The sequence below is a fragment of the Halorubrum kocurii JCM 14978 genome (assembly GCF_000337355.1).
Taxonomy (GTDB): domain Archaea; phylum Halobacteriota; class Halobacteria; order Halobacteriales; family Haloferacaceae; genus Halorubrum; species Halorubrum kocurii.
In genome coordinates this window covers 1-25,348 of the sequence record NZ_AOJH01000103.1, presented here as the reverse complement: position 1 = coordinate 25,348, position 25,348 = coordinate 1, and the positions used below count along the sequence as shown (strand labels likewise).

Here is a 25,348-nt window from a genome sequence, read left to right as displayed (position 1 = left end):
CTTCTTAATTGGAAGGCACTCCGCGATATGGCTTGTCCGTGGGTTGCCAAGTCCATCTACGACCCAAAGCAACTCGTATTCTGTGACGAGTCCGGTCTTCATTGAGTGACTGTAACACAGTCTGACCTATGAGAGTATCGGACAAGGACCCCTTGCACGCACACTCGATTCGTTACCAAGACATCGCGATTCGGTGCTCAGTTTCTGTTTTCAGCATGCGGTCGACTCGCAAACCACGTTGAACTCCTGTGTGTTCGGGTCAGTGTCAGTGCTGTCATCACAAGGGCGAGGGCACCGTACATGACTCACTTATCAAGCAACGTGTCTCGCGCCTGTTTCAGCTCCGTGACGTCGTAGTCGTCGTTGCCGCCCTGGTCGCCGTGACCTTCCTTCACGAGCTCGCGGAACGCACCCTTCACGACCGGATCCGGAGCGTCTGGCGCGACACCGAGCACCTCGTGCGGGTCGCGATCGGGCTCGGGCTCGACCGCGATGACATCTGAGATCCCGGACTCGTCACCAGGCGGGAGGCGCACCGTTTTGAACTCAGAGTCCGCGGTGGTGACACCGCAGCGCTCGGCGAGACGCTTCCGCTTGGCGTACAGTACGATCGAGCGGGCGTTCTCCAGTTGCGTCTCCCGGCGGTCACACGCGATCGCGTAGCCTTCGTCGTCGGGCCGATCCTCCCGTCGGAAGCGCGCCACGACGCCGACGTCGTCGGGCTTGTGGTGCTTGAGCGGGATGTTCGGTCGGTCCTTGTAGTGCGTCGAGGCCGTAGGGATCCGGACGTCGGTCGCACCCCAGCGCTCGAGCTCGTCGACGATCGAGACGAACGCCTCCTTTCGCGTGACCGAGAGGTTGCCCGGGCAGGGCTCGCGCTCGCTCGGGTTGGTTCGGGGGTAGCCCTCGGGCCAAATGAGCTCGGGCGCACGCTGCTCAGTCGTGTTCATCACAGACCTCGTCGACGACCAGGTCGTAGGCCTCGGGGAAGTGCTCCTCAAGGAACTCAACGTCGTCACCGAGTCGTTTCCGAATGCGGTTCCGAACGACACTCTTCACCTTGTACTCGTAGTTGTCCGACGCGTCGGCATCGCCGCTGATGATCTCACGTTCGCGGTCAGTCACCAGGGCGCGACCTTCATCACCACCATTATCACCTGTGTGCCGAGCACCATGACACGTCCGACAGAGCAACACGAGATTGTCTAACGCGTTACTCTCTCCTTCTGAAATTGGTTTTTGTGATCTGTTGAATCCGCAGACAGCACTGGGATAGGGCTGTATATAAGGTCATCAAACTCTAGTTGTGACGGGTTCTCACATGCGGATTTCCGACGATGAGATAGCTGTGGAGAGCGAAACATGGTTCCGACAGCCATCTATCCCTGACCTCTCTTCAAAACGCTGGATCTAATCCCTCCGACCCGGCTGCCGTCTTTGAATTCAACAGAGCAACGCAAAGTAAGTACCTTGATGTCATGGATTGTGTTGATGCTGGTCCCCTACGAACGAGATCGTCCGCATTATTAGCATCAAACACTTCGTCAGTAGAAGGGTGACGAAACCGGTCAGTTCAACTGACTGAATAAGGCTTGGACGTCACTGATAGTAACGTCATCATCACCGTTGAAATCAAACGCCTCCGGATTCTGTTGTACATCGTCGGAATCAAGATTCGCAAAGAGTGCCTGAATGTCCGAGATCGTGAACGCTCCATCACCGTTGACATCCTCGTACAGTCCATCATTATCAACATCTTGTGATGTCAGTGGCACATCAGAGATAGTAACCGTCTGTGTTCGTGACAAAGAGGCGTTTCTGTTCTTGTATGTAACCGTGATGGGCTGATCACCTTCCTCCGCTGGTGTCCAGGTTACTGTCTGTCCGACATTATCTGTCTTTCCGTCATTATTGGTATCCCACGAAATTGTCACATTATCTGTATTAGTATATGAATCAAAACCGAGCGCGGTGAGGTTCCCATTATAGTACACAAATCGTGGCTTCTGATGGATTTTGTCTGCTTCTGATGACGATGAAGATACTGTCCGAACTGCATTTGGTCCACGTGATATATTAGTGGGTGCCCAGCGTTCATAAAATGAGTCATAGGATTCATTCACAGTCCGCTGGAATGCCTGATCAACGGAATGGGATGCTGATAATTCAATCATCTCTCTTAATGATTGATGCCCGTATTCTGCGATAAACGCGGTCACAAAGAGCGCTGCGGCGTCGTAACCGACTTGAAGCTCAAGTAGTTCTTGTTGTGATGGTTTCTCATCTAATGGATGCTGATTAAACTGGTGAGATTGTTCGTACTCAGCATGGCCCTCGATAATAAACCGCCATGGCTGTCTGTACCTCATATCCATGCCGTGGAATTGTGCTACGTGAGTAAGCTCGTGTTCGTAAACTTCTGTTTGAGATAACTCGTTTCTCCCTACACCGTATGACATGGTGATTGTATTGTTGTTTGACTGATCGACACAGGCATACACCGCCGCTCCACACCGATCATTAATTACTGATTGATTAGCATATAATAAATTAACTCGGGATGGTACGGGAAGGCGCTGTGAAAAGTTTCGATGGAGGTCTGGAAGATCATGGAGATGAGAGTATACACCCGCTTTATCCCACCGACTAGATTCTGAGAATTCAACAGAGAACTCATCAACAGTGAAATTCGCTGATGTAGCTATGAGTGTGTAGTTTGCAGTCCGCTCTATTGTCCGATTCCAATACTCATCTCGAAGAGTAGCAGTGACTTTTAGGCTGGTTTTTCCGTGTGTTTCGAACTGGGTCTGCGCAGTACTTCCATTATCCGTTGTGGCAATCACATTAGCTGGGCCGCTTGGGTCCCATGATACATTTTCAATTTCATACCGATCATTATTTGATTCAATTCGGAAATTAACAGTGTCGCCAACAAAAACTGGAAGTGTATCCTGACCCGTCGGGCTTTCAGCTTGCCATGGAATTGTGCTATTATTCGCCGTAGCTTCAATATCAAAAGGTGTGTAAGATTCTTCCGTTACCTGCGTATCATTCCCTCTGTAGCCTTCTGTTGTATTGTAACTGGTCTTATCGGTAGCCTGCTGTGCGGTTGTCGATGGTCCAGCAGCGATAGCAGAACCCGGAAGACTTGCCACCAATAGTAGTACAAGAAATAATACCTGCCATTGGTTGCTCATATATTAGTATATTCACAGAGCAAATTATACGTTTTCCTTAATTTGAGTCGACTGCTTTGTTGAATCCGAGGATGGCGTGGGGATCGCTGTTTAAGAGCTTGTTTGAGGTTGTAGACTTGGTGGTCAACACGAGTTCGCGGAACTCGCGGTACCACGTGCGAGGATGGACAGGGGGACCGAACCGACGCTTGGTGGCCGAGAAGGCGGCCTCGGCCGTCCAGCACTGGCCGTATAGCCCGCTGTCCAACCGTGCGTTGTGCGCGTAATCGTCCACGCAGCGAACAGTCGGTGACGCAGCAACGGCCGGACGCCCGCTGAACGGAGGGCGTCCCGCAGGGATTGGTCGTCATAGCCCTTGTCGCTGCCGAGACTCTCTATTTTTCAGTGTTACGAAGGGCGACTTAACGGCCGGTCTGAGTGTCGTGAGGCCGGTGTACCGAGCAGTGAATATGGAGGATGGCACACGAATCTGTATCGACGAGTACCGTCGTTTTGAGGGAGTGTATGTGACCATACGAGCGATGCTGATAGTGTCTCGATGCCGTTTCGCGGTCGAAGAACGTTACATCGATGGCACCGTGCGAGCCCGCGTCGCAGATGCTCGCGGACTCTCGAAGGAACCCACGCCACACGGACATGGGCACTCTCAAACGACCGATACAGCGTTGAGGGTGCCGGGGAATGCCGTCCGAGTGAGCTGTAACAGATCACGAACACGATCCATTTCACTCGTCCATTCATGATCTCGCGGTACGTCGCGTCCATGTGAACCAAGACAATGGAGCGTGACATGCTTCTAGCCGGGAAATCCGCTACCAGTCGGATCACTTACCGCCGTTGGACTGGCGGCATAGCGCCTTTGAGCCAGCGACGCGGCTTGCTTAACGAAGCGGAAGAGTAGGTTGGTCACATTCGACTCTTCCGCTTCGCTACTACCTTTACAGCGACGCTATCCCGCTGCCTTCTGCGGATTCAACAGAGCAGTTTTTTGTGGTGAATCTCGGCCTCTTTCTCTTCGTCAACAGTATCGCCACAGTCCTGACACACCGCGCCATCTCTTTCCCACACGGACCGACGCGTTTCAGGTTTCATTTTCATCCCCTCTACGCGGATCCTCGACGAGTTCGTAGAGTCCGTCGTACACCTTCTTGGCGTTGCCGTGCTCGACCATCCGTCCGAGCCGATCCCGGACGTACTGGAGGCTGTAACCCGTCTCGTCAGCTCCAAATGGCGCCGTGATACGACCCTCGCGAAGCATATCGATCAGCTCTCGATCCGCTGGCGCGAGGTCGTCCTCGTCAAGCATTCGGATGTTGGTTGTCGTGCTCACGACATAAGCTACGGCATATTGTGACTTATGGCTTTGGCCATAGTCCTTAGGACCTAAGGGTTAAGTGCATAGCAAATAGACTATAGAGTAGGAAGCACCGGGATGCGGTCAGAAGATGGCCGCCGGCGTTGCAGCGCCGACGACCGGTGCTCTCCACTAACGAGAGCATGTCAGCGAACACAACGCGACCCCAAAACGGTACTGATAGCATCGACACGATCACCGGCCTGCGCCCCCTCGACGAGGGCGACCGCATCGTCTTCGGTGACCGCACGCAGCCGGTCGACGTCGTCGACACGGGCGTCCGCACGGTCAGCGACGAGCGCATCAACAAGGAGATCGAGACGCCGGTCGTCCGCGTCCAGGGCGACTGGGACGGCGCCGTCGAGCGGATCCTCGCTCACCGGCTCAACCGCTGGGACGATGGCATCCAGCTGGAGGAGCTCGAGGCGATTGTCGCCTGCGAGGGCACCGACTTAGAGCACGGCGAACTCGTGACCGTCCGGCGCGTCGCCCGCGGCGAGGAGGTGACGGCCGATGTCTGAGCAGGGCGCCATCGACCAGGACTTCGACGACGACCTCGGCCGGCACCTCTCCGCGAGCCCGCGCATCGCTACTGCGCACGGCCGGACGGAGGTGCTCGACTGATGGCCGACAACGACCACGCGAACGCGGCCAACGAGCAGCTGCGGCAGTCCCGCGAGAACGGCACGATCCCTGACTCGCGGCCGGAGTACAGCTCCATCCGGCTCCTCGTCGACGGCGAGAAGCTCACCGCCGACAACCCAATCGACTACCTCGTCATGCTGCTCCTCGAGGGCAAGCGCTACGACGACACCTGGGACGGTGACGAAGAGCAGGTCGCCCGCTAGGCCGTCGCACAGTTGTGTCAGGAGACAGGTTGGGCGCCCGACCTCCGCGACTACGACGCCGGCGACAGGTCGAGCGCGGTGACGATCTCGACTGTCTCGACGCGGCGTTCTACGAGCACGCTGCGGCAGCGGCGGATTCGACGACGTCTGAGGAGCTCGTCGACGGACAGGAGAGCAGTATCGCAGCCATCCTCCGCGAGGGGGTCGAGCAGCACCGCTCCACCGTTCGCGATGACGACATCCCGATGACGGGGGATGACCTCGGCGCGTCGGTCGACCTCGCGAAGGCGATCGAGGACACAACCGTGGACGACGTCCAGGAGGTCGCCGATGAGTGAGCTCCCGATGATCGCGTACACCACAGAGAGTGGTGAGCGCCGGCGCGTCCGCTACGAGCGCGTACCCGGTCGGCCGTGGCAGGCCGAGCGCCATGTCGACCGATGGGACGGCCGGACGTGGGTGCCCTGCGGCGGCGAGTCACTGACTGAACTCGTCATCGAGGGCGAGCACCGCAGCGCAGTGACGGTATCGGAGGGTCCGTAGATCTCGATGCGCTCATTTGCCGATCCTGAAACCGAATTCGAGATCGTGCCGTCGGGGAGTCCGCCATCAGTCGACGGCCTCACGATCACTGAGCCGAAGTTCCTCCGGTGTGCCGAGTGTGGTGCGCAGGTCCGGATCGATGGGCCTGACGGTCATCAGACGACGATCGACAACCTACCCCACGATCGCGACTGTCCGCAGCGCGGCATGACGAGTCGGTACTACGAAGAGCGTTTCGTCCGCTGACTCGTCGGCACCCCATTTTGTGACTGGCTCAGAAGAATATGAGTGGCGACGAGGATCGTCTTACAGGGAGATCTGACCGGTTGAAAATGACAAAAGTATATGTTGTCCCAGGTTAGTTTTCACGTATGCGTGAGAGGTTACTCCAGGTTGGTGTATTGTTGATAACAGTGTCTCTGCTCGGTGCGTCTGTTGGTGTTGTTGGGGCGAGTGCTTATCCCTTGGAGTCGAGTGGTGAACCCGGAGTTGAGACAAACACCACGACGACATCGACCACATCGACCACAGCTATACCGCCTACGGGGGATGCTGATTGGGAACTGTTAATAAATGACACATCGGATACGGACCAGGGTGCGGACTTCGATAAAATATATGTGAATCAAACAGAGACCCAGATCTATTTCAAATTTGAATATTATGAGAATATTTCTGATAAGAATGACATTAATACTGCTGTTTTTATTGACTCTGATCAGGATACGAACACGGGATACAATGGAACAAATACGGTAGGGTCTATCGATTATTATATGGATGGAATCGGAGCAGATTATGTTAGTATCATGGGCCAAGAAGGTCCCGTTGTTGCAGAGTGGAATCGTTCCTTCGGTGGTTGGGAGGGTTTGGAACCACTCGCCTACTCTGATGTTGATTACGAACAAAATACTAGCATCATGGGAATAAATCGGTCAACGGTCGATAATCCTGAGACATACGATGTACTATTTGGTGAAGCTGCTATTTCGTCTGGAGAACAGTTCGATTATGCCCCAAATGTGGGCGATGGCCATTTGACCATCACACAGAACCCACAGGAGCCGCCAACGAACGCAACGGTGTCGCTTGAACCGGACTCGCTACAAGTACCCCCAAACGAGACCACTACTACCAATATTTCGATTGAGAATACTGACCAGATTGGCGCTTACGCCTTCTCCGCGTCACTCGACAATGATTCCTCCGCACAGATCACCGATGTACAACTTGGCGGCGATCCTGGCCAGTCAAGCACCGATATCTCTGAGTCCGGACAGCAAGTAGAGGTCCAAGCAGCACTCGCAGATGTTGACGTAGCGGACGGCGCACCCATCGCGACCTTATCGATCCGAGGTAGCGTTGCGGGCGCGACAAATCTCACAGTCAACGTGAGTGATGCGAGTGATCTGGAGGGGAACCCGTACCCGTTCGATTCTCGTACAACAACGGTACCGGTGACAGTCCAAGCTGGCCCGGGTGACGTGACCGGCAACGGTGATGCAGCGACGGACCCCGACGGCGATGGTATATACGAGGACGTGAATGGGGATGGGTCTGTGACGGTGACTGATGTCCAAGCGCTGTTTGCAGCCGTGAGTGAGGGTTCGATCCAGTCAGATGAGACTGCCTTCGACTACAACGGTGACGGGGCTGTGACGGTGACAGACGTGCAGGCCTTGTTCAGTCAAATAGTGTAACGGGTCCTCGCTGCCAACTCCTTCGACTCAATATCTTGCTACCTACGTATCGTCTCGTACTACTTTGAAGGGCAGCCCGTCAGATAGAATCGGCTGTGATTCGGTGTTGAGTGCTTTGTCGAATCCGATGACTGCGACCGAATCGACGGAATAGCATCCAGTGTTTGCGCAGGTGTCCGCGAAAGATGACTGTCGTTACCAGCTTTTGTTCTTCAAAACCACCAACTCGTTCAAAATCAGTGTGTGAGAATCCATCACAATTGAACTTTGATGGCTGTGTATTCAGCCACGATCTTCGCGCTGTCTGCGGATTCAACAGAGCAACTGAGAGAGACCACGAGTCCGATTCCGAAACTATACGCAACAGCGTGGGAATCCATCGGCAACGAGTGAACGGAAAACTCACCGCTCGAAGAGCGTTGTCTCTCGATCTCAAACCAGTAACGAGAGCGCTTCAAAGAACTCCATCGGCTCTTGAAGTTCACTGCCAGCTAACTCGGTGAGCAACCGATACTCTTCCGAGAACAGGTACCCGTTCATCAAGAGTAATCGCCCACCAAGACCCAGTGAGCCAACAACGACGAGCGCGGTCAACAGCCGAGAGATTCTGAGCAGTTTGAACAGCACTGGCAACGCAAACAGCACGATTAGAACGACCCCAAAGACTCTGAGGAGCATCGAGAGAGCCCGATCCGGGCTTGGCATAGTCAGCTGGTCGCCAGCGAGTAAGACGATCGCTGCAAAAAGGATCAATAGAGTGGTCCACACAAGTGCTGCAAGCACATTTGCGCGGCTCTCATGGATCTGTGATCCCTTTGTGGACACCTCCTCGTCATCATGCACCCACGGATTCTGCATACACAAACTAAATCTAGATATGTTAAATATCGAACTGTTTATTCAGATAGCATCTCCTCTGATAGATAACATTAGATCAAGTTCAGTTCTCCCCCGGAAACTCGGCTCCCATTTTTATCCACTTCTCGTTAGCTGTCAGCAGAGTGATTGTCTGGCCGGAGATCTTCGACGACGAAACGCCCCCGCCGAATCTCCGTCACCGTGAGCAACGGATCCAGCAGCTCATTCAGCTGCTCCATCAGGCACGGACCGACAGCTCGCAAGGCGCGCTCACCACAGGGTCATCAGGTGTTGGGCAGACTGTCCTCGAGGAGCTCGCCCACGAGTACGGCGCCATGTAGGCATAGATCCAGGCCCTCGGGAAGATGATCGGTGACGTGTCCCCTGAGGCGATCTGTGCTGCTGATGGTGAGGTGGCTGGGAACTCACCAAACGATGAGCTCCCGGGACGGTTCCGTGAGACGCTCGATGGTGCGGACTACCTGTTCCTCCTCGATGAGGGTGACGACCCCGTTGGTTCTGGTACGGTGGAAGAGCTCACAGACGTTTCAGATGTCGAGGTCGTCGTGATCTGCCACGAGCTAGAGGATTCACTCACTCGCGCCGAGGCGGACGTGCGACAGTACTTGTATGGCGGGCGTGGCGCTCGAACGAGACCTGGTCGACGAGCTTGCGGACATCCTCAGGGACCGAACTCGTGTCGGGCTCATGTACGAGTGATCACACGCGAGCAGCTCGAGACAATCGCCGACGACGTCCCAGTCTATGACGATGAATGACCACATCGAAACGCCTGTGACCGTGACAGCGATCGACAGTTCTAATCATCTGGCCGAAGAGATATCGCTATTGGTGTGCGACCAGTGCTGGACGATCACCAACGTTTTCGACGACGCCCAGAAGAGTGCCGATGCCTAGTCTCTACCAGCGATTGATTGAGGTTGATGGCATCGATCCACGGACTGCGAAGACAATCGCCAACGAGTTCGACAGCGTTGATGATCTCCAAGATAGCGTGACCGATCTCCCAACTGGGCACACCCCACCCAGGCTCGTCAGCCTCAACGGCTTCGGCCCGTCACGAGCACACCGTATTGCACAACAGATCGACAGGAGTGGCGTACTTGAGGAGACGTTCGATAAATGATCGAGAACATAATCTAGGATGATCGTGGCAGACCGCTCGGTACGTCAACTGCCAGGATGGCTTGAGGTGGGTGCCACGTGATGCCGATCCCCTTGTCAATATTACCATCGACACCGAACGCCGTAGTATGTTGACAGCCACGGAGAACCCGTGGGTGATGATGCGCTTGTTCGCCAATCTGAGACCAAATTCAGCTAATTTCAGGCGCTAATCTCCTTCCCCGAGGAGCTGCTGAAGATGGCGAGTAGCTAGGGATGGCTCAGATTTGTAGAGTCTGAGATGTCGCCGATGGTTAACCGGTTCGCCATTCTGGAGTCGAAATGGCTGTCCATGAAGAGTGCTCGAATGGCTGTATCGGCGGGCTCGATGGCTACCAGACACCGATTGATTTTCTACCGCACTTCGAATGGACCATCACGGGGAGATCTTTGACGGGACACCATGGCGTCTTGAAGCGCAGAATAGTGCGGTCATCTCGCGTGACCCCAAAAGTGGTTTGAGTCGATCGTCGAGAAACGTCCGCAATTAATCCGGCAATCGGACGTCGCCTGAGGATTTGTTAGACTGGACAGTGCCGAATCAACTCCTACGTGAGAGTCCTAGCACTCGTTAAGCGAGGCAGTATTGACAACTAACCAACTCATAACTACAAATCAAACCATTAATGTAGGGTCTGATGTATACCAAACAACTCTCGGTCGTCGTCGTGATCGCCATGCTAACGTTGTCGATTGGAGCCACGGGTGCCCTTGCTGGTGAGGGTCCTGACGGCGGATTCCTGCCAAATGACGACACAGTTGAGCCAGCGTCAAATTCAGATAATGTAGAGACGGCAAATCACCCGACTGGAGACTGGAACCTACTGATCGACGACGATCAAACTAGTGATGAACCTGAATTAGGAGTTGACAAAGTGTACGCACAACACACGCCCGACACGCTCTATTTCAAGACAGAGTTTCACGGCGATTTCAGCGCGCACGATGATATCGATCTCGCTTACTTTCTTGATACTGACCAGAATCGGGCGACCGGTCTGAATAACGATACTGAGGACTGGTATTACATGGCTGACATCGGTGCCGACTATGCTGCCGTTGCCGGACTGGAGGGCGATGGTGTCTGGTCATGGACGGGAACAACTTGGGATGAGAACTCCGAGGCGCTGGCGTATGCTGATTTCGATTATCGTGCAGATACCGTCATTATTGGTATCGATCGAGCGGATATTGATAACCCGGATAGTATCGATATCCTTGTCGCGAACGCAATGACGTCACCGTGGGACTACGCACCGGACCGGAGTGAGGGGTCTGTCACCTACGATTTCTCATCATCTGATGATGACGGAAATGAGAATAGCGCAGGGGCTGTCACCTCACTGTCCCCATCTGAATCGACTGTGCCTGTGGGAAGCACGACTACTGTTGAGGTCGTTGTTAACAACACCGGCGAGATCGCAGTATACGATTTTGATGTTTCACTGAATGATACCTCTTCAGCGGTGATCACAGATATCACTCTCAAAGGGGACCCTGGTGTACAGAATGTCAATATTACTGATAGGTCCTCGGCATCTGCACGAGCGGCTGTTGCAGAGGTGAGTGGAGACGGTGGTGCTGTTATCGCAGAAGTAGAGTTAGGGGCAGCCAGAGCTGGTGTTGCAACGCTTGAAACGACGGTCAATTCCCTTGGTGACGATGAGGGTGTGAAGTACAACATCACCGATCCAACCGCGTCGGCAACAGTGAGATCTCAGACGCCACCAGGGGACATAACTGGTGATGGGAATCCAGCAACCGATCCTGACGGGGATGGAGTGTATGAAGACGTCAACGGGGACGGGTCCGTGAACGCTCTTGACGTCCAAGCTCTGTTTGCGAATCTCAACTCGGACTCTGTCCAAGGGAATATGGCCTTCGATTTTAATGGTGACGGCAGTGTTTCTGTTATTGACGTCCAGTATATGTTTGCTCAGTTGTAGTGGCCACGCTCTTTCTCAGAACACTTTTTGTATCGATCCTCAATTATCACACAGTCTGCGTCGCTTATTGATTCTCCACCTGCAAACGAACACGTTGTCGACGATTCCGCTACGAGGACGGCTGGACAGCGCGTTTCGATGGCGGTCCTCGATGTCCATTTCTCGATGAAACAGCCACCCGATAACCAGATCGGCTGGCAAGTGCTCACCAGAAATCTGGAGCAATTGAACACCGTCGTTGCCAACAAAAGATACGACTGGGATGCGCTTAGACACGAACTCGGGGACGATAGCGTCCGTCCAGTGATCATAGACCGTGAGATCTATCCGCTTGACAAAGCGCACACCGCTCGTCACGACGAAGACACCTACCACCACCGTCCCCACGTTGAGGAATCTGTCACAGCGAAATCCGCTATGATCGTGAAATGCCCGAACTCAGCGGCTTGGTTAATGCGAAACAAGATTTGATTCGGCAACTACTGTGAAGGGCGGGGCTTTCTCCTTGTACTTCCGTGAACTACCCCACCCTACTCAGCCACAGGCGTGGCTTCGTTGAGGGTGGGGCTTCCTGTTTCGACGACGCGCTTTGCAGACACGCGAGTGGTGTCCGTAGGGAGCGCAGTCTCCACAGGCGTTGATTCGGGCCATCCCAGCCCTAGTTCAGCAAAGCCTCTCTGCAAGACGTTCATCGCCGCGTTCGCGTCACGGTCACACTCGAACCCACAACTCGGACACGAGTGCTCCCTGATCCAGATGGGTTTCGCTGTCTCCACACCACACGTCGCACACTCTTTCGTCGTTCCTCTCGCTTCGACTTGCACGACGTGTGTCCCGTACAGCTCACCCTTGTATTCGAGCAAGGTGATGAACTGTCGCCACGCCGCAGCCTGCTTGTTCCGCGCGTTCCCATCGCCTTGAAGCATCTGAGCGACGTTCAGGTCTTCCACGAACACCGCATCGTACTCTGTGACGAGCCATGTCGTGAGCTTGTGCTGGTAGTCCAGCACCTTCTGACGGATATGGCGTTTGACCTTCGCAACCGCTTGGCGCTGGTTTTCGTAGTTGTTTGACCCGTGTTCTTTCCGTGAGAGTTTACGTTGTTCACGGCACAGTCGCTCGTATTCGTCTTCGAGGTCGATCCAGTCTACAGTCGTCCCGTCCGAAGTGTGGATGTAGTTGAGGATGCCGAGGTCAACGCCGACGCTATTGTCTGTATTGAGCGAGTCCACGTCGGGTTTCTCGGGCAGGTCAGCCTCGTCAGTTTCGAGGCCGAACGAGACGAACCAGTCGCCGGTCGTCTCCTTTTTGACTGTGACTTCTTTGATAGCTGCTTCGTCGGGGATCTCGCGGTGGTAGCGGAGTTTGATATCTCCGATTTTGGAGAGCCAGAGCGTCGCGCGTCGACCACTCGTGTTTTTGAGTTCGAAGCCAGACTGCGAATACGTTATACTCTGGAACTCTCTCGGAGACTTCCACGTGAGCTTCCCGACCTTGCGTCCGTTTTGCTTCTGCTCGGAGAGTCCGTCGAGGTTGTGGTAGAACCGAGTGACGGTTCGTTGCAGAGCCTTCGAGTTGACTTCCGAGAAAACAGGGAACTCGTCTTTCCAGTCGGGGAGTCGGGAGTGGTGCTTGTACGCAGAGCCGATGTTGTCGGCGTCCACGTTGTCGTACTCGTACAGGGTGTAGTTGTACGCTTGGCGATGAATGTCGATATGGTAGTCTAGTTCAGCCGCTACCTCTTGTGTCGGGTAGGCATAGTAGCGGTGACTGTACTCCATCGCTGTCTATTGATTATCGATATGTTAACTTAATGGTTTGTACTGGTGTGCGGCGATTCATCCCCTCCCTACTCGCTCCCGTTGGTCACTCCTTGAGGAAGGGGCATTCTCGCCTCACTTCTGGTAATACGCGAGTAAGGTCTCCCCGGTAAGAAGTTAATTGGATTGAAATTTTCACTAATGCCCAAATTATATGTTACCTCCGACGATGACTCAGGTGTATGCACAAGAGACTACACCAAGTTGGTGTATTATTGATAACAGTGTCTCTAATTGGTGCGTCCGTTGGTGTCGTTGGGGCGAGTGCAGACCCCTTAAAATCAAGTGGTGAAACGGGAGTTGAGACAAACACCACGACGACATCGACCGCATCTACAATCGACACGAGCGACTATGACTGGAGTCTGTTGGTAAATGATACGCGAACATCAGAGCTGGATGTCAACCTAGACAAAGTCTATCAATACCAAACAGAGGAGCACATCTACTTCAAATTCAAGTATTACGGAAACGTCTCCGGATCAGACGATATTAATACCGCGATTTTCATCGACTCTGATCAGCGTACAATTACAGGGTACAACGGGACAAATACAGAGGGCGGTATCGATTACTATATCGACGGGATCGGAGCTGATTATGGATTTGTGTACGGTCAATATGGACCCGCATATGCAGAGTGGGATGCGAGTTCCAGTACGTGGGATATCCAGAGTGAAAACTACACGAGTATGGAGCTTGATGCCGAACATAATGAGGGTATCGCAGTAATCGATCGGTCAACGATCGACGACCCTGATGCGTTTGATGTGCTGTTTGCTGAAGCAGCGTCGAGTCAGTACGATTACGCGCCAGATAGGGGTGAAGGTCATATAACGATCGAAAAGAACACGCAAGAATCGTCGACAAACGCGACTGTCTCGCTTGAGCCGGACTCACTACAAGTGTCTCCAAACGAGACTGTTACAGTGAATGTTACTGTTAAGAATACTGACCAGATTGGCGCTTATGCCTTCTCGGCATCACTCGACGATACAACCGCCGCGCAGATCACCGCTGTGCAACTTGGCGGCGATCCTGGCCAGTCAAGCACCGATATTTCTGAGACCGGACAGCAGGCAGAGGTCCAAGCCGCACTCGCAAACGTTGACGCAGCGGACAGCGCACCCATCGCAACCCTGTCGATCCAAGGCGGTGTTCCAAGTCCGACGAATCTCACGATCAACGTGAGTGATGCAAGTGATCTGGAGGGGAACCCGTACTCGTTCGATTCCCGCACAGCAACGGCACCGGTGACAGTCCAAGCTGGCCCGGGTGATGTGACCGGCAACGGTGATGCAGCGACGGACCCCGATGGGGACGGTATATACGAGGACGTGAATGGGGATGGGTCTGTGACGGTGACTGATGTCCAAGCGCTGTTCGCAGCCGTGAGTGACGGGTCAGTACAGTCAGACCAAGCCGCTTTCGACTATAATAATGATGGCTCTGTGACGGTGACAGATGTCCAAGCGTTATTCAGTCAGATAGTGTAAGGAGACTCTCTGGCAACTTTTTAGAGTAGTAATTATGATCGGATGTATGTACTCCCTTGGCGCATAAAATATCTAATATAAACTACTGATGAGAATATAATTGGTTACTTGATCACTCGCGCAGTTTGCATCTCTATTGAATGGTTCCCAGTCTCAACCTAAAATGAACCATCAGTTTGGATCTTCAAAGAGTGCGACACGCAGAGCGACGTTTGGCTTCCCCTCGTCTAGCAACTGATGAACGGCATCTTCTGTACTTTCCGAAACCAAATTATTTGCCAACAGCTTCTGTACAATTTCTTTGGATTCATCCCGATAGCGACTGGTTCTCTCTACAGATTTCGTGCTATCATTCCCCATGGTACTCCCTAAGAGAAGTGGCTATCGATTGATAATAAAAGTTTCCCGCTAATAAATAAGTACTACACGCAGTATCCGCCGTTTTTGGGTTTGAAGTGACGGAATATCTCCGACAGTACTGTTGGAAGGGGGAGGGCATGAGTGTGCCTCTGACATGGTGTACCACGCACACCAATTCAAACATAGGCTTACTATCAAATATTTATACCGATCGAAGCAGAGCACACCGGAACACCAACCGTGGGCCGATCAGTCCATTCCGTACGTCATTAGGGGTATCTCAGTCCAGCAGATTTTTGCTGGAAATTGCATCGGTCAGCCCAGCAACTAGTACGGGGTCGGCCACGTCGTCTTTTGAACTTTTTATGAAATCACCGCGATTCTTATCATCAACGAGATCATCAATACAGGGGTGACGGAGGCACATGCTTGTGTGGCCGATACTGATCATCCTACCACAGATACTTATCAAAGCATTCTAATACTTTGGCCAATTCACGATATTGCGGTTGCTGGTCAAAATAAATAGAATACTGTAAAATTTAACTACCTAACTATATTGATAAATAGTTCACACAGTTACCGCATCACCGCTGGAGCAGAACAAATAGACGCTGGACATCGCTAATTGAAACAGCACCATCCCCGTTGAAATCAAACGCGCTTGGGTTTTTGCGGACCGCGTCATGAGACCGTGCGCTGAATAATGCCTGCACGTCACTGATTGAGGCACGTCCATCACCGTTGATATCCTCGAACGTACCATCACCGTCCGGGTCGGTCGGTGATAGGCCATTTCCGGTGATATCAGGAAGCTGATCGCTAATAGAGATTGTTTGCTTGTTTGTCAGTGACTTTGGTTGATACTGGTATCCTGCTGTCGTACTAATATTTGAGACCGTGACAGTCAGATTCGAAGATCCAGATTGGTTACCGCGAACGGTGATCGTCCCGAGCTTCACCGTGTCGTTTGCGCCGATTGACGCGTTGGTAACTGTGGTAGTTGCCGACGACTGGTTTGTACTGATTGTTGTGTTCGTGTTTGCTGGTGTGCTAACGGTTGTGACGTTTTCAATTGGAATTCGACTTGCGTTCTCTGTCGTAACTGAGAGAGTGTAGTTTGCAATCCCTCTGGTATTATTCACCGTGACGGTGACGTTCGTCGTCTCAGTTTGATTCAGTTTCGAGCGTGCCGGAGAGGGTGTCATTCCTATTGCTGTGATTTTATCGGCACGGTCAGCTGCACGCACTGCATTCGTCGGGCCGTAACCCGCAGCGAGGGTAGGCGATGATGCTCCGCCACTGTGCCGGATGAGTGTTCGCAGCTCCGACCCACGAAGCACTGGATGCTTCGATGTCAGTAAGGCAGCAACGCCCCCGACGTGAGGCGCTGAAGCTGATGTGCCAGCGTATGTGCCGTACACAGAGTTTGTTACTGCAGTGGGGCCAGTGACATCAACTCCAATACGCCCGTCGTTTGTTGGTCCCATCGAGCTATAGTAGGTGGTTTCTGTCTGGTCCCAGTTTGACGCAGCGACGGTCGTTATATTTCGGCCGGCAGCAGGCGCCGTGAGGCTGCTTTCAGGTGTCTGAACGCCAAATGGCCCACCACTGACTACGAACAATTCCAGCGTTTCAGAGCCCGGTGCATCGGCGTTACGGACAGCCACATAATACCGCCCGTCGGTTGGTGCTGTCGAAGAAATAATCTCAACAGGCTCTTCGGCACCTGTTTGACGCCGTGTTGAGCTTGCAACAAGATCGTCTGAGCCAGACGAATTCGCTCGGTAAACTCCCAAATCATAATCAGCCGCTGTCGTCGGCCACCGATCCCACGTCAACGAGATCTGGAGCGGTGTTCCAGCAGTAATCTGATCGCCGCTGTTCAACCAGTTTCCATCACCTGTTTCCGGGAAGTTATGAAATGAATTGTTAGTTGTATCTGAAAACTGTGCTTCGTAGTGGTTCTGCCGTTGATTTCCAGCTGAGTTCACCCAGATCACGTCATGATTTTTGACGGCACTCGTTGCTTCTTCAGAAACAAATCCAGTGCCGTCATTCGGCTGTGCAAAGAAGCTGAGTGACATTACAATTATATCGACCTCTTCTTCGGCCAGCCAGTCGATCGCCGATGCGTATTCGAGTTCGCCCCCAATCGGTGCTAAATACAGTGATGCATGTGGGGCCACATCAGTCACAACTTCGGCAGTGGCGGTTCCATGGGCTGCTTGTCCGGTCGAGTCACCTCGTACTTTTTCGACATTATCAACGATGTGTTCGTCTGTCGGATCAAATCCAGTATCAATAATACCGACACGAACATCCTCTCCTGTAATATTCTGCGCATGGAGTTCATCCGCACCCATCGAGCCAACACCCTCACTTTCAGCACCATGGGCTGCTGAACCGACGGTTGCTGGGGTTCGAATCGCGCTGACCCACGGAAGCTCCCGGAGGGTTGAGATTGCAGTTGCTGGAACTGTGACGCGAAGGTGGGTCTCGTGCCGAGTGAGAATCGAGACATTCTCCGCACGAAGCCGCTCTAGTCGCTCATCTGTAACCGTCTTAATGACGAGAATCCGTTCTACCTCTTTCCCGTCATGGCTCTCTGCGCCAACAGGTTGATCAAACCCAGTCAGTTGCTTGCGCTCGGTGGCAGTTAGCGTGATCTCTGATGTATTTGACGCGGAGATGTTTGCTGGTGGGCTATTTTGTGACTCTGAGATGTGTGAACCAGCGATCGTATTTGTTTGGGCTGATGTTGACACGCTTGGCTCTGTGCTGACTGTGTCTGGTGGGGTCGCGGTTGATACTGTGGGACCAACAGGAAGGGTTGCAATCAAAAGAATGACAAAGAGAATCGCAGCAGCTGAGCGAACACGATGTGTGAGAGCGGGAGTAGCCACGAATTATCTTCTGGATGCATTCCAGATACAAGAATCTATAGGTACTGTGTGGTTGAGACGGACTGCGTAGGTCCCGGATAATATGTACTTAAACCGTACATTTATATTCAGTAGCATCTCTCCCTTGCGACATGAACCGTCGATGGTATGCTACCGTTCTCGCACTGATTTTGCTCATGAGTCTTCCTGGATCTGTGGTTACAGCCGGATTCGCAGCGTCCCCATCTGAGACCACTGAGTCAGTCAGTATTGATACTGCGGCGAGTCCAGAACCACCCGATCCCCAACCAACGAACCACGCGCAAACGTTTACTGTTACTGCAAAGGCTGACGGAAGTACTGTCCCATGGCGAAGCAATCGGTTACCAGGGTTTGTGGGTGACGCAGTCACGCTGCAGGTTGATCCGGTTGACGGATACGAGTTTGTAAACGCATCATGGAAGAAGGATGGTCCTGCGGCTGTCGTGCCAACAGCTGCGAACAACAGCACAGCCAAGGCCACATTCGAGACGCAAGGTGAAACCACGCTACAGATCACCGCTACTGTGCGCAATACTGAGACAAACGAAACTATTGAGCGTACCTCCTCGCCATACACCCTCATTTCGACCCCAACAGATCTCGATGTTGGCGGGTTTTCAGTTAGCTATGCCGAATCACCCGACCGATGGGATAAAGCAGCAGTATCTGCGCATCTTCGTGATCTTCCTCGGCTTCGTCAAAATCTGACACAACGACTTCCGGTACCCTCACAGGTTGATCTGGTGTATACAACTCGTGACGATATTCAACAGCGCTGCTCATCGTTCGCATATGCATGTGTCATCTCATCTAACGACGATGCAACGATGTATATGCCGTATGACGTCGGTAATTATACGCTCGCGACGAGGGCTGATATATATCGTCACGAGTTGACTCACGTGACACAGTTCGAAAAGCTCGACATGGCATACGAGGAGGAATGGGGATTTATTGTTGAGGGCCACGCCGAGTACGAGGAAGCACCCCGGTTCACCCGACGATCACTTGAAGAAAAACCGTCCAAACAAGATCTACTAGAGTTCACAGGTGACGATTACGCTCAATCAGAGCTCTTCGTAAGTGCATTTACCGCGGAATACGGGTATCAGTCATTAGAGGAAATAATCCGGCTCTCACGATACAACACCGTTGATCAGGCCTTCCAGCGGGTTGTCAACGAGTCGTTTGATTCGTTCTACGAGCGATGGCAGCCGACAAACGAGTCGCGTGGACCAAATGCGGTTCGAACAATCTATTCGACGTCGCCAAATACAGACCAGATCCATCACAAACCACGCTTCGTATACAGTGAAAATAATCTTACAGCACTTGGCTTTGGGCCATATGCTAGTGGCGATGGGGTCACCGTCTCGTGGGATACGGACGGTGATAATGACTCAGAGTACACGGGCCAGACAGCGAATTGGACACCGTCTTCACCAGGTGATTACACTATCACCGTGACCTACACGAATGGAAATGCTTCGTTGTCACGCACTCAAACGGTCTCGGTGTCAGAAGTGCCGTTATCCCCAACTGATGTTGATAATGATGGATTATATGAGGACGTCAACGGTGATGGGACTGCTTCAATCACCGACGTGCAGGCCTTGTTTGCAAACAAAGACGACGAGTATATCCAGAATAATCCAGAACAGTTCGATTTCAACGGCGATGGACAATTCAGTGTGGTTGACGTGCAAGCACTCTTCCAACAGGTGAGTTAGATAACCGACTTAGAGTGGTGATACCAGTACTAAATTGTCGATTTTGACGTGCATACTGTTGCGAGGCGAAGGGCTATAATCATGTACTAGATTAAGTATGCCTAACTACGATCTCCGAACTGAAAATTGGAGGGTAATATACATATACCGCCCGGAGGTAGGATTGAAAAGTAATGACACGCACGGCGGCTGATAAATCCGGAGGATGGCTTCATCGGATCGGAATCACACTATTGGTTGTAGCAGTCCTATTTTCAATACCGGTTGGGTTCGTCTCGACAGGTGCCGCTGCAGGCGATACGACGGTGGAACTGACACCGGCCACACAAAGTATTGATGCCGGCACAACATCGACGGTCGATATTAATGTAACAGACGTTGATGGGGGAATTGGGAGCTACCAGTTTACGCTCAACACGTCTGCAACGGAGACTCTGACTATTACTGATGTGGAGTTAGCCGGTTCGCCAGGCCAGTCGGAGGTGAATATTGCAGACGATGGGTCAAGTGTCGAAGTACAAGCCGCACTCGCTGACACTGCAGATTCTGGAACAGTCTCGATTGCGACTGTCACTATTCAGGGTGAAACAGCGGGATCAACTGATTTGACCTTCGCTGATCTCAGCATCGGAGATGAATCCGGGAACTCGTATACGATTACGGAGACTGGAAGTGGGACAGTCGAAGTACAAGAGTCAACCACCATCCAGAATACAACAATTTCGCCAGCGACAGTCGATGAGCAGACGACAACAACACAGTCGCTGTCGTTTGATGCCCTTAAGATGAGCAGCGACGGCAATACAGACACGTTCACTATCACCGCACCGGCCGATGTCGAGCTTGCCGATCCTGAGGTCACTATTACTGATGCTACTGGCGAGACTGTGGCAGTCGAACGTGGTCCTGATCTCGAGGATGCTAATGGAGGAATAAATAATGAGCTGACATTCGCAATTGCGCCCGACAATAGCTATGATACGACGGAACTCGGTGTGGAGGTCACGGCGACTGTGACATACCCAGAGGTGGCATCGAATCAGAGCAGTGAATTTGCTCTCGATATCGCAGACAGTAGCGGTGAAACAGCCACCGACACGGTAGCGGTGACGGTCGAGAATACCGATACTACTGATGGCGGCGACAGCAACCAAACCGTCGCACTCTCACCGGCCGAACAGAACGTCACGGTGAACGAGTCCACAACCGTTGATCTTGAGATCGGCTCCGTCAGTAATGGTGTCGGAGCGTATGATTTCACGCTTACGCTCAACGACAGCACACGGGCGACGATCACAGATGTGTCACTCGGTGGCGACCCAGGACAGAAGGACGTCTCAATCGCCGATGATGGCGGGAATGTGAGTGTGACCGCAGCGCTTGCTGACACTGCAGATACGGGGACAGTCACTCTTGCAACGGTCACGATCACCGGTGGTGATGCCGGGACGGTGAGCATCAACCCAGTCATTAATGACGTTGGTGATGAGTCTGGGAATCCATACACTATCGCTGAAACTAGTGGTGCGACACTTACTGTCGAGGGTGGGCCAGGTGACGTGACGGGTGACGGAAATGCCGCTCAAGATATTGACGGGGATGGATTGTATGAGGATGTAAACGGGGATGGAAAGGCTGGCGCAAGTGACGTCCAGGCGTTCTTTGCGGCACAAGACTCAGAAGCGATTCAGTCGAACCCAGCAGCGTTCGATTTTAATGGCGATGGTACTGTCAGTATCAGCGACATCCAAGCGCTGTTTAGCCAACTCGTCTGAAAGCTCATTCTAACTGAGTTGGCAGGGTTCCACCTGTCAGTTTCGATTGAATCAGCACTCATAACTACTTTTTCGTATGTTTGTTTTGGCGGCTGGTAGATTGAATCCAATCGGGTTGCAGTCTCCTAAATTAACCGAACCACAATTGATATGTGCGTTGCTTAATACTGTGCGTGTGTAATGTCACATCAGTTGGCACGATTGGTGGCAGGAACCCTCGTTATCACCTGCTTACTTGGACTTGGAATCGCTGCCGTCGGTACAGCTGGCGCCTCCGGAACGGCGTCGCTGGCTGCGGCTGATGATCCAGCGTTTGATACTGACTCGGAGTGGGGTCATAATGGATCCATAATTGAGCGAACCTTCGTCAACGTTGAAACGGGTGAAACGTATGAGCTTTCGCCGGATGAGAGCGTTGATGTGCTCCCAGCAGGGGAGTATCTGGAGATCCAGAAGATCCAGACGGACGGAGAGGTAACCGAGCGGGAACGATATGTGACCGTCTCAGACACTGCTGCGACGATTACACCCGCGACACATGAGTCTGATCTCCAGATTTCTATTGTCTCAGAGGGTGAAGAGTTCGACACCTCATTTGCCCCAGGCGAGTCCGTCCCACTGTGGGTCGGTGTCGCTAATGACTCAACGCCGGTCGCAGATCAAGAGCTCACGATCTCCGTTGAGCGCCCGGATGGAACCGTTGAAACGTTCAATCGGACGACGGATGCTAACGGCGCAGTCCAACTCGATTACACCCCTCCGTCAGATGTAGAGGGTGAATACGATGTGAGCGCTGGCCCGGATAGCCAGACGAGTTACGGGTTTGCGAGATTTGTCGTTGGCCCGCAGGTCCAGAGTGTTAATCCACGTATTGGCGATACAACGCCAACCGGCTCTGAAGTCACAAGCTCAATACTCGTGACTGAAGCTGCAGAGCCAGTTGCGAACTCTGAGCGGACGCTTACGATCCGTGCTCCGGATGACTCAACAACCACTCGCACAGTCGTGACTGACGAAGACGGCTATGCGACGTTCAATTGGACGCCTGAACAGTCGGGAACGTATTATATTGAAACTGACTTACCCGGTGAGTCTGGCTTCTTAGATAGTGGTGAGTACGCTGCTGTTAGCCGGATTGATGGCGAGCGCTTCTCGACAAACGCTGATCCCGGCGACGAAGTTACTGTCGCCGGCAATATTATTGGTGCTGCTGGCCCGGGAACGAATGTTGATGTCGAGATCGATGTTGTCAACGCAACCTCGTACGAAGATGAAACGGTTGTTAAGACGGTCTCGACAACTACAGACGACACCGGCACGTTCATCAAACAGATTGAACTTCCAACTGACTCGGATGCTACGGAGTATGACTTCCGGCTCCAAACCGCGACCGGTGACTCCATCGCCTCAAATACGATAAGCGCCGACCTTCGTGACCGCTCTGGCCCTGACACGAGTGATGAACTTGAAATTGACATTTCGGGGAACACTTCGTACGCGCTTCCGGGCGATGATGTTGAGCTGACGATTGAAGCGACTGAGATTAACGCGAGCGGGGCAACCTCCCCGTACGCAAATGAGGAGCTCACGCTCACGCCAACGGTCAGCTACGATCAGCCAGTTGAACAGTTCACTGTAGAAACAAATTCGGATGGTGTTGCTACCGTGACGTACACCGTTCCATCTGAAATTCCAGATGGCAACGAGCTCAGATTCAACGATGTGACTGCGACGTACAACGGCACGATTGATGAGCCGTTCTTCGACATCGGTGTGCAACAGTACGTTCTTGAAGATGAGCGAGAAGACATCGTCGCGGGTGGTGAGAGTACCTATCAGGTAACGGCGACCGATGTCGCAACCGGTGAGCCCGTGTCGGATGTGCCGTTCATGCTGTCGGCGGAACGAGGCGACCGTCGTGCATCCGTGTACGACACCGCGTCCGCGCGCACTAACAGTAGCGGCGTTGCGACGATCACAACGAACACGCCTGCTGACGTGAGTGGCACTGTCTACTACGGAACCTTCGCGCGATACGAGCCTTCATACTCGTTCCCGACGTTCTCTGTGTCGGCGTATGATGCAGCTATAACTGGGCTTGATTCATACGAATACCAGGCGGGTGAGACCCTCACGGTGACGTACGAGGGGCCAACCGACTCAACCGCTGTGTTGGCCGTTCGCTCCTACGATGAGGATGTCCCGTCACCGCTGGTCGTAGAGCAGGTGTCCGCCGGCGAGCAGCTCACGTTCACCATCCCCAGTGATGTGCCGGATGACACGTTCTATTCGATTGAGGCACTTGCTGCAAACCAACAGGGACAGATCGCCGAGCCTGATGACTACTTCAGTGTTAGTTCAGGTGATGGGAATGTGGCACCGACTGCTGAGTTCGCTGTCTCGCCTGACACGCCAGCACCTGGCGAAACAATCACGCTGAATGCGAGCGCCAGCAGCGACTCTGATGGCAGTATCGCCAGCTACGATTGGGACCTTGACGACGATGGTACTATTGATGCGACAGGTGAAACGACGACGGTGGCGTTTGATGAGGCCGGCAGTTATGATGCCACGCTCCGCGTCACTGATGATGACGGTGCGACCGATGTGACCACACAAACGATTGTTGTTGAGGAGTCAACCGCTGGAAACGCAACCGTGTCGATAGTGCCTGACTCAGTTACCGTCGCGCCGAACGGCTCGACGACCGCCGACATCGCTGTGAGCGGCACGGACGATATCGGTGCGTATGCGTTCTCTGCGTCGGTCGATGGCGCTGACACGCAAATCACTGATGTCACGCTTGCAGGGTCGCCGGGCACACAAAACGTTTCGATCAGTACCGATGGGTCGACCGCTGAGGCACAGGCTGCCTTAGCCGAGATTGATGGGGGACAGGATGCGGTGATTGCGTCGGTCACGCTCGCGGGGGCACCGGCCGATAATGGCACCCTCTCGGTGTCCGTGAGTGACGTTGGTGACTTAGAGGGTAACCCCTACGAGATTGATCAGGCAAACGCAACCGCCACGATCAGCACACAGGACCAGATCCCCGACGTGACCGGCGACGGCAACCCGCCGACGGACCCGGACGGGGATGGCCTCTATTCGGATGTTAACGGTGACGGGGAAACAACCGTCTCTGACGTGCAAGCGTTCTTCACGTCGTACAATAGTGACGCCGTTCAGGATAACAGCGCTGCATTTGACTTCAACGGTGACGGCCAAGTCACCGTGAGCGACGTCCAAGCGCTGTTCAGCGACATCGCCTAACCAGAATCGTCCGCAGCTGAGACCGTCTTTTTTCGCACAATTTTGGTTTGTGTATTACGGCGGCGCACCCCTGCTGTCTGTGCATGTAACTAACATGCACGATTGTCAAACAACACAAAGTACTTACCAAGCGTCAGTATACGAAAGCATGCGGACCACGGTGGCTGTCGCTGCCGCCGGGTCACACAATCACACTATGAACGGAAACCAAGTCCGCGCGATTGTCCTCGCGGCTCTGATGGTTTTCTCGGTCTTTGCTGTAGCAGGCACTGCGGCTGCTGCAGGTGACACCGAGGTCTCTCTGACACCATCGAGCCAGACAGTCGATGCCGGAAA

General features: G+C 53.2%; 23 protein-coding genes and 1 pseudogene. 15 read left to right on the top strand and 9 right to left on the bottom strand.

Annotated elements, in window-relative coordinates:
• Positions 1-305: 305 nt before the first annotated feature.
• The 5 genes and pseudogenes from C468_RS16460 to C468_RS16450 all read right to left on the bottom strand — a co-directional run bounded on the left by C468_RS16460 (position 306) and on the right by C468_RS16450 (position 4,527).
• Positions 306-950, bottom strand: coding sequence for a J domain-containing protein (locus tag C468_RS16460; RefSeq protein ID WP_008850039.1), 645 nt, complete (start codon positions 948-950; stop codon positions 306-308).
• On the bottom strand, positions 937-1,125 hold the full coding sequence (locus tag C468_RS16455) for a hypothetical protein (protein WP_008850038.1): 189 nt from the start codon (positions 1,123-1,125) through the stop codon (positions 937-939). Before C468_RS16455 ends, C468_RS16460 begins: the two co-directional genes overlap by 14 nt.
• 45 nt (positions 1,126-1,170) lie before the next feature.
• Positions 1,171-1,233 (bottom strand): annotated as a pseudogene (locus C468_RS19365) (HNH endonuclease); the annotation flags it as partial.
• Between the two features lie 335 nt (positions 1,234-1,568).
• Positions 1,569-3,197, bottom strand: a complete 1,629-nt coding sequence (locus tag C468_RS18310; protein ID WP_152422966.1) for a dockerin type I domain-containing protein — start codon at positions 3,195-3,197, stop codon at positions 1,569-1,571.
• 1,081 nt (positions 3,198-4,278) lie between these two features.
• Positions 4,279-4,527: a MarR family transcriptional regulator gene (locus C468_RS16450; RefSeq protein ID WP_241431027.1), complete on the bottom strand. Its 249-nt coding sequence runs from the start codon at positions 4,525-4,527 to the stop codon at positions 4,279-4,281.
• A 167-nt stretch (positions 4,528-4,694) separates the two neighbouring features.
• Between C468_RS16450 and C468_RS16445 the strand changes: the two genes are divergently transcribed.
• The 5 genes from C468_RS16445 to C468_RS18305 all read left to right on the top strand — a co-directional run bounded on the left by C468_RS16445 (position 4,695) and on the right by C468_RS18305 (position 7,642).
• Complete coding sequence (locus C468_RS16445; RefSeq protein WP_008850036.1) at positions 4,695-5,072, top strand: hypothetical protein; 378 nt, start codon at positions 4,695-4,697, stop codon at positions 5,070-5,072.
• A gap of 102 nt (positions 5,073-5,174) precedes the next feature.
• On the top strand, positions 5,175-5,399 hold the full coding sequence (locus tag C468_RS16440; RefSeq protein WP_008850035.1) for a hypothetical protein: 225 nt from the start codon (positions 5,175-5,177) through the stop codon (positions 5,397-5,399).
• Between the two features lie 14 nt (positions 5,400-5,413).
• Positions 5,414-5,737: a hypothetical protein gene (locus tag C468_RS19050; protein WP_241431026.1), complete on the top strand. Its 324-nt coding sequence runs from the start codon at positions 5,414-5,416 to the stop codon at positions 5,735-5,737.
• The gene (locus C468_RS16430) at positions 5,730-5,942 is read left to right on the top strand and encodes a hypothetical protein (RefSeq protein WP_008850033.1); all 213 of its coding nucleotides are present in this window, start codon (positions 5,730-5,732) and stop codon (positions 5,940-5,942) included. The genes C468_RS19050 and C468_RS16430 overlap by 8 nt, the downstream gene beginning before the upstream one ends.
• Before the next feature lie 371 nt (positions 5,943-6,313).
• Complete coding sequence (locus tag C468_RS18305) at positions 6,314-7,642, top strand: dockerin type I domain-containing protein (RefSeq protein WP_152422965.1); 1,329 nt, start codon at positions 6,314-6,316, stop codon at positions 7,640-7,642.
• Between the two features lie 432 nt (positions 7,643-8,074).
• Here C468_RS18305 and C468_RS16420 read toward each other — a convergent pair whose 3' ends face one another.
• Positions 8,075-8,500 (bottom strand): hypothetical protein, encoded by a 426-nt coding sequence (locus C468_RS16420; protein WP_049912308.1) that lies wholly within the window; start codon positions 8,498-8,500, stop codon positions 8,075-8,077.
• A 143-nt stretch (positions 8,501-8,643) separates the two neighbouring features.
• Between C468_RS16420 and C468_RS16415 the strand changes: the two genes are divergently transcribed.
• From C468_RS16415 to C468_RS16405, 5 genes are all read left to right on the top strand, one after another.
• Entirely contained in the window at positions 8,644-8,841 is a 198-nt protein-coding gene (locus tag C468_RS16415) for an ATP-binding protein (RefSeq protein WP_008850029.1), read from the top strand.
• 424 nt (positions 8,842-9,265) lie between these two features.
• Complete coding sequence (locus tag C468_RS18405; RefSeq protein WP_161609739.1) at positions 9,266-9,418, top strand: hypothetical protein; 153 nt, start codon at positions 9,266-9,268, stop codon at positions 9,416-9,418.
• Complete coding sequence (locus C468_RS16410) at positions 9,411-9,647, top strand: helix-hairpin-helix domain-containing protein (protein WP_008850028.1); 237 nt, start codon at positions 9,411-9,413, stop codon at positions 9,645-9,647. Before C468_RS18405 ends, C468_RS16410 begins: the two co-directional genes overlap by 8 nt.
• A 676-nt stretch (positions 9,648-10,323) precedes the next feature.
• Positions 10,324-11,631 carry a dockerin type I domain-containing protein gene (locus C468_RS18300; RefSeq protein WP_152422964.1) on the top strand — a complete coding sequence of 436 codons (1,308 nt, stop codon included), beginning with the start codon at positions 10,324-10,326 and terminating at the stop codon, positions 11,629-11,631.
• A 138-nt stretch (positions 11,632-11,769) separates the two neighbouring features.
• Entirely contained in the window at positions 11,770-12,102 is a 333-nt protein-coding gene (locus C468_RS16405) for an IS5 family transposase (protein ID WP_008850026.1), read from the top strand.
• Positions 12,103-12,161: 59 nt separating this feature from the next.
• Here C468_RS16405 and C468_RS16400 read toward each other — a convergent pair whose 3' ends face one another.
• Positions 12,162-13,412 (bottom strand): RNA-guided endonuclease InsQ/TnpB family protein, encoded by a 1,251-nt coding sequence (locus C468_RS16400; RefSeq protein ID WP_008850025.1) that lies wholly within the window; start codon positions 13,410-13,412, stop codon positions 12,162-12,164.
• A 221-nt stretch (positions 13,413-13,633) separates the two neighbouring features.
• Here C468_RS16400 and C468_RS18295 point away from each other — a divergent pair, with 221 nt between their 5' ends.
• Positions 13,634-14,947, top strand: a complete 1,314-nt coding sequence (locus C468_RS18295) for a dockerin type I domain-containing protein (protein WP_152422963.1) — start codon at positions 13,634-13,636, stop codon at positions 14,945-14,947.
• A 640-nt stretch (positions 14,948-15,587) separates the two neighbouring features.
• Here C468_RS18295 and C468_RS18400 read toward each other — a convergent pair.
• Together C468_RS18400 and C468_RS17750 are read right to left on the bottom strand one after the other, a co-directional pair.
• On the bottom strand, positions 15,588-15,758 hold the full coding sequence (locus C468_RS18400; protein ID WP_161609738.1) for a hypothetical protein: 171 nt from the start codon (positions 15,756-15,758) through the stop codon (positions 15,588-15,590).
• Positions 15,759-15,894: 136 nt separating this feature from the next.
• Positions 15,895-18,213 carry a S8 family serine peptidase gene (locus C468_RS17750; protein WP_161609737.1) on the bottom strand — a complete coding sequence of 773 codons (2,319 nt, stop codon included), beginning with the start codon at positions 18,211-18,213 and terminating at the stop codon, positions 15,895-15,897.
• A 131-nt stretch (positions 18,214-18,344) separates the two neighbouring features.
• Here C468_RS17750 and C468_RS18290 point away from each other — a divergent pair, with 131 nt between their 5' ends.
• The 4 genes from C468_RS18290 to C468_RS19240 all read left to right on the top strand — a co-directional run.
• Positions 18,345-19,964, top strand: coding sequence for a dockerin type I domain-containing protein (locus C468_RS18290; protein ID WP_152422961.1), 1,620 nt, complete (start codon positions 18,345-18,347; stop codon positions 19,962-19,964).
• 173 nt (positions 19,965-20,137) lie between these two features.
• A complete protein-coding gene (locus C468_RS18285) occupies positions 20,138-21,739 on the top strand; it encodes a dockerin type I domain-containing protein (RefSeq protein ID WP_152422960.1) in 1,602 nt (533 codons plus the stop codon).
• A 204-nt stretch (positions 21,740-21,943) separates the two neighbouring features.
• Positions 21,944-25,012, top strand: a complete 3,069-nt coding sequence (locus tag C468_RS16390) for a PKD domain-containing protein (RefSeq protein ID WP_161609736.1) — start codon at positions 21,944-21,946, stop codon at positions 25,010-25,012.
• 94 nt (positions 25,013-25,106) lie between these two features.
• A partial coding sequence (locus C468_RS19240; RefSeq protein ID WP_321163733.1) for a surface glycoprotein occupies positions 25,107-25,348 on the top strand: 242 nt, incomplete at its 3' end.

Excerpts from the sequence above, each read along its gene's own strand:
- C468_RS16460 (WP_008850039.1), bottom strand. The coding sequence starts at position 950 with ATGAACACGACTGAGCAGCGTGCGCCCGAGCTCATTTGGCCCGAGGGC.
- C468_RS18310 (WP_152422966.1), bottom strand. The coding sequence starts at position 3,197 with ATGAGCAACCAATGGCAGGTATTATTTCTTGTACTACTATTGGTGGCA.
- C468_RS16445 (WP_008850036.1), top strand. The coding sequence starts at position 4,695 with ATGTCAGCGAACACAACGCGACCCCAAAACGGTACTGATAGCATCGAC.
- C468_RS16440 (WP_008850035.1), top strand. The coding sequence starts at position 5,175 with ATGGCCGACAACGACCACGCGAACGCGGCCAACGAGCAGCTGCGGCAG.
- C468_RS16430 (WP_008850033.1), top strand. The coding sequence starts at position 5,730 with ATGAGTGAGCTCCCGATGATCGCGTACACCACAGAGAGTGGTGAGCGC.
- C468_RS18305 (WP_152422965.1), top strand. The coding sequence starts at position 6,314 with ATGCGTGAGAGGTTACTCCAGGTTGGTGTATTGTTGATAACAGTGTCT.
- C468_RS16420 (WP_049912308.1), bottom strand. The coding sequence starts at position 8,500 with ATGCAGAATCCGTGGGTGCATGATGACGAGGAGGTGTCCACAAAGGGA.
- C468_RS18405 (WP_161609739.1), top strand. The coding sequence starts at position 9,266 with ATGACGATGAATGACCACATCGAAACGCCTGTGACCGTGACAGCGATC.
- C468_RS16410 (WP_008850028.1), top strand. The coding sequence starts at position 9,411 with ATGCCTAGTCTCTACCAGCGATTGATTGAGGTTGATGGCATCGATCCA.
- C468_RS18300 (WP_152422964.1), top strand. The coding sequence starts at position 10,324 with ATGTATACCAAACAACTCTCGGTCGTCGTCGTGATCGCCATGCTAACG.
- C468_RS16405 (WP_008850026.1), top strand. The coding sequence starts at position 11,770 with ATGGCGGTCCTCGATGTCCATTTCTCGATGAAACAGCCACCCGATAAC.
- C468_RS16400 (WP_008850025.1), bottom strand. The coding sequence starts at position 13,412 with ATGGAGTACAGTCACCGCTACTATGCCTACCCGACACAAGAGGTAGCG.
- C468_RS18295 (WP_152422963.1), top strand. The coding sequence starts at position 13,634 with ATGCACAAGAGACTACACCAAGTTGGTGTATTATTGATAACAGTGTCT.
- C468_RS18400 (WP_161609738.1), bottom strand. The coding sequence starts at position 15,758 with ATGATCAGTATCGGCCACACAAGCATGTGCCTCCGTCACCCCTGTATT.
- C468_RS18290 (WP_152422961.1), top strand. The coding sequence starts at position 18,345 with ATGAACCGTCGATGGTATGCTACCGTTCTCGCACTGATTTTGCTCATG.
- C468_RS18285 (WP_152422960.1), top strand. The coding sequence starts at position 20,138 with ATGACACGCACGGCGGCTGATAAATCCGGAGGATGGCTTCATCGGATC.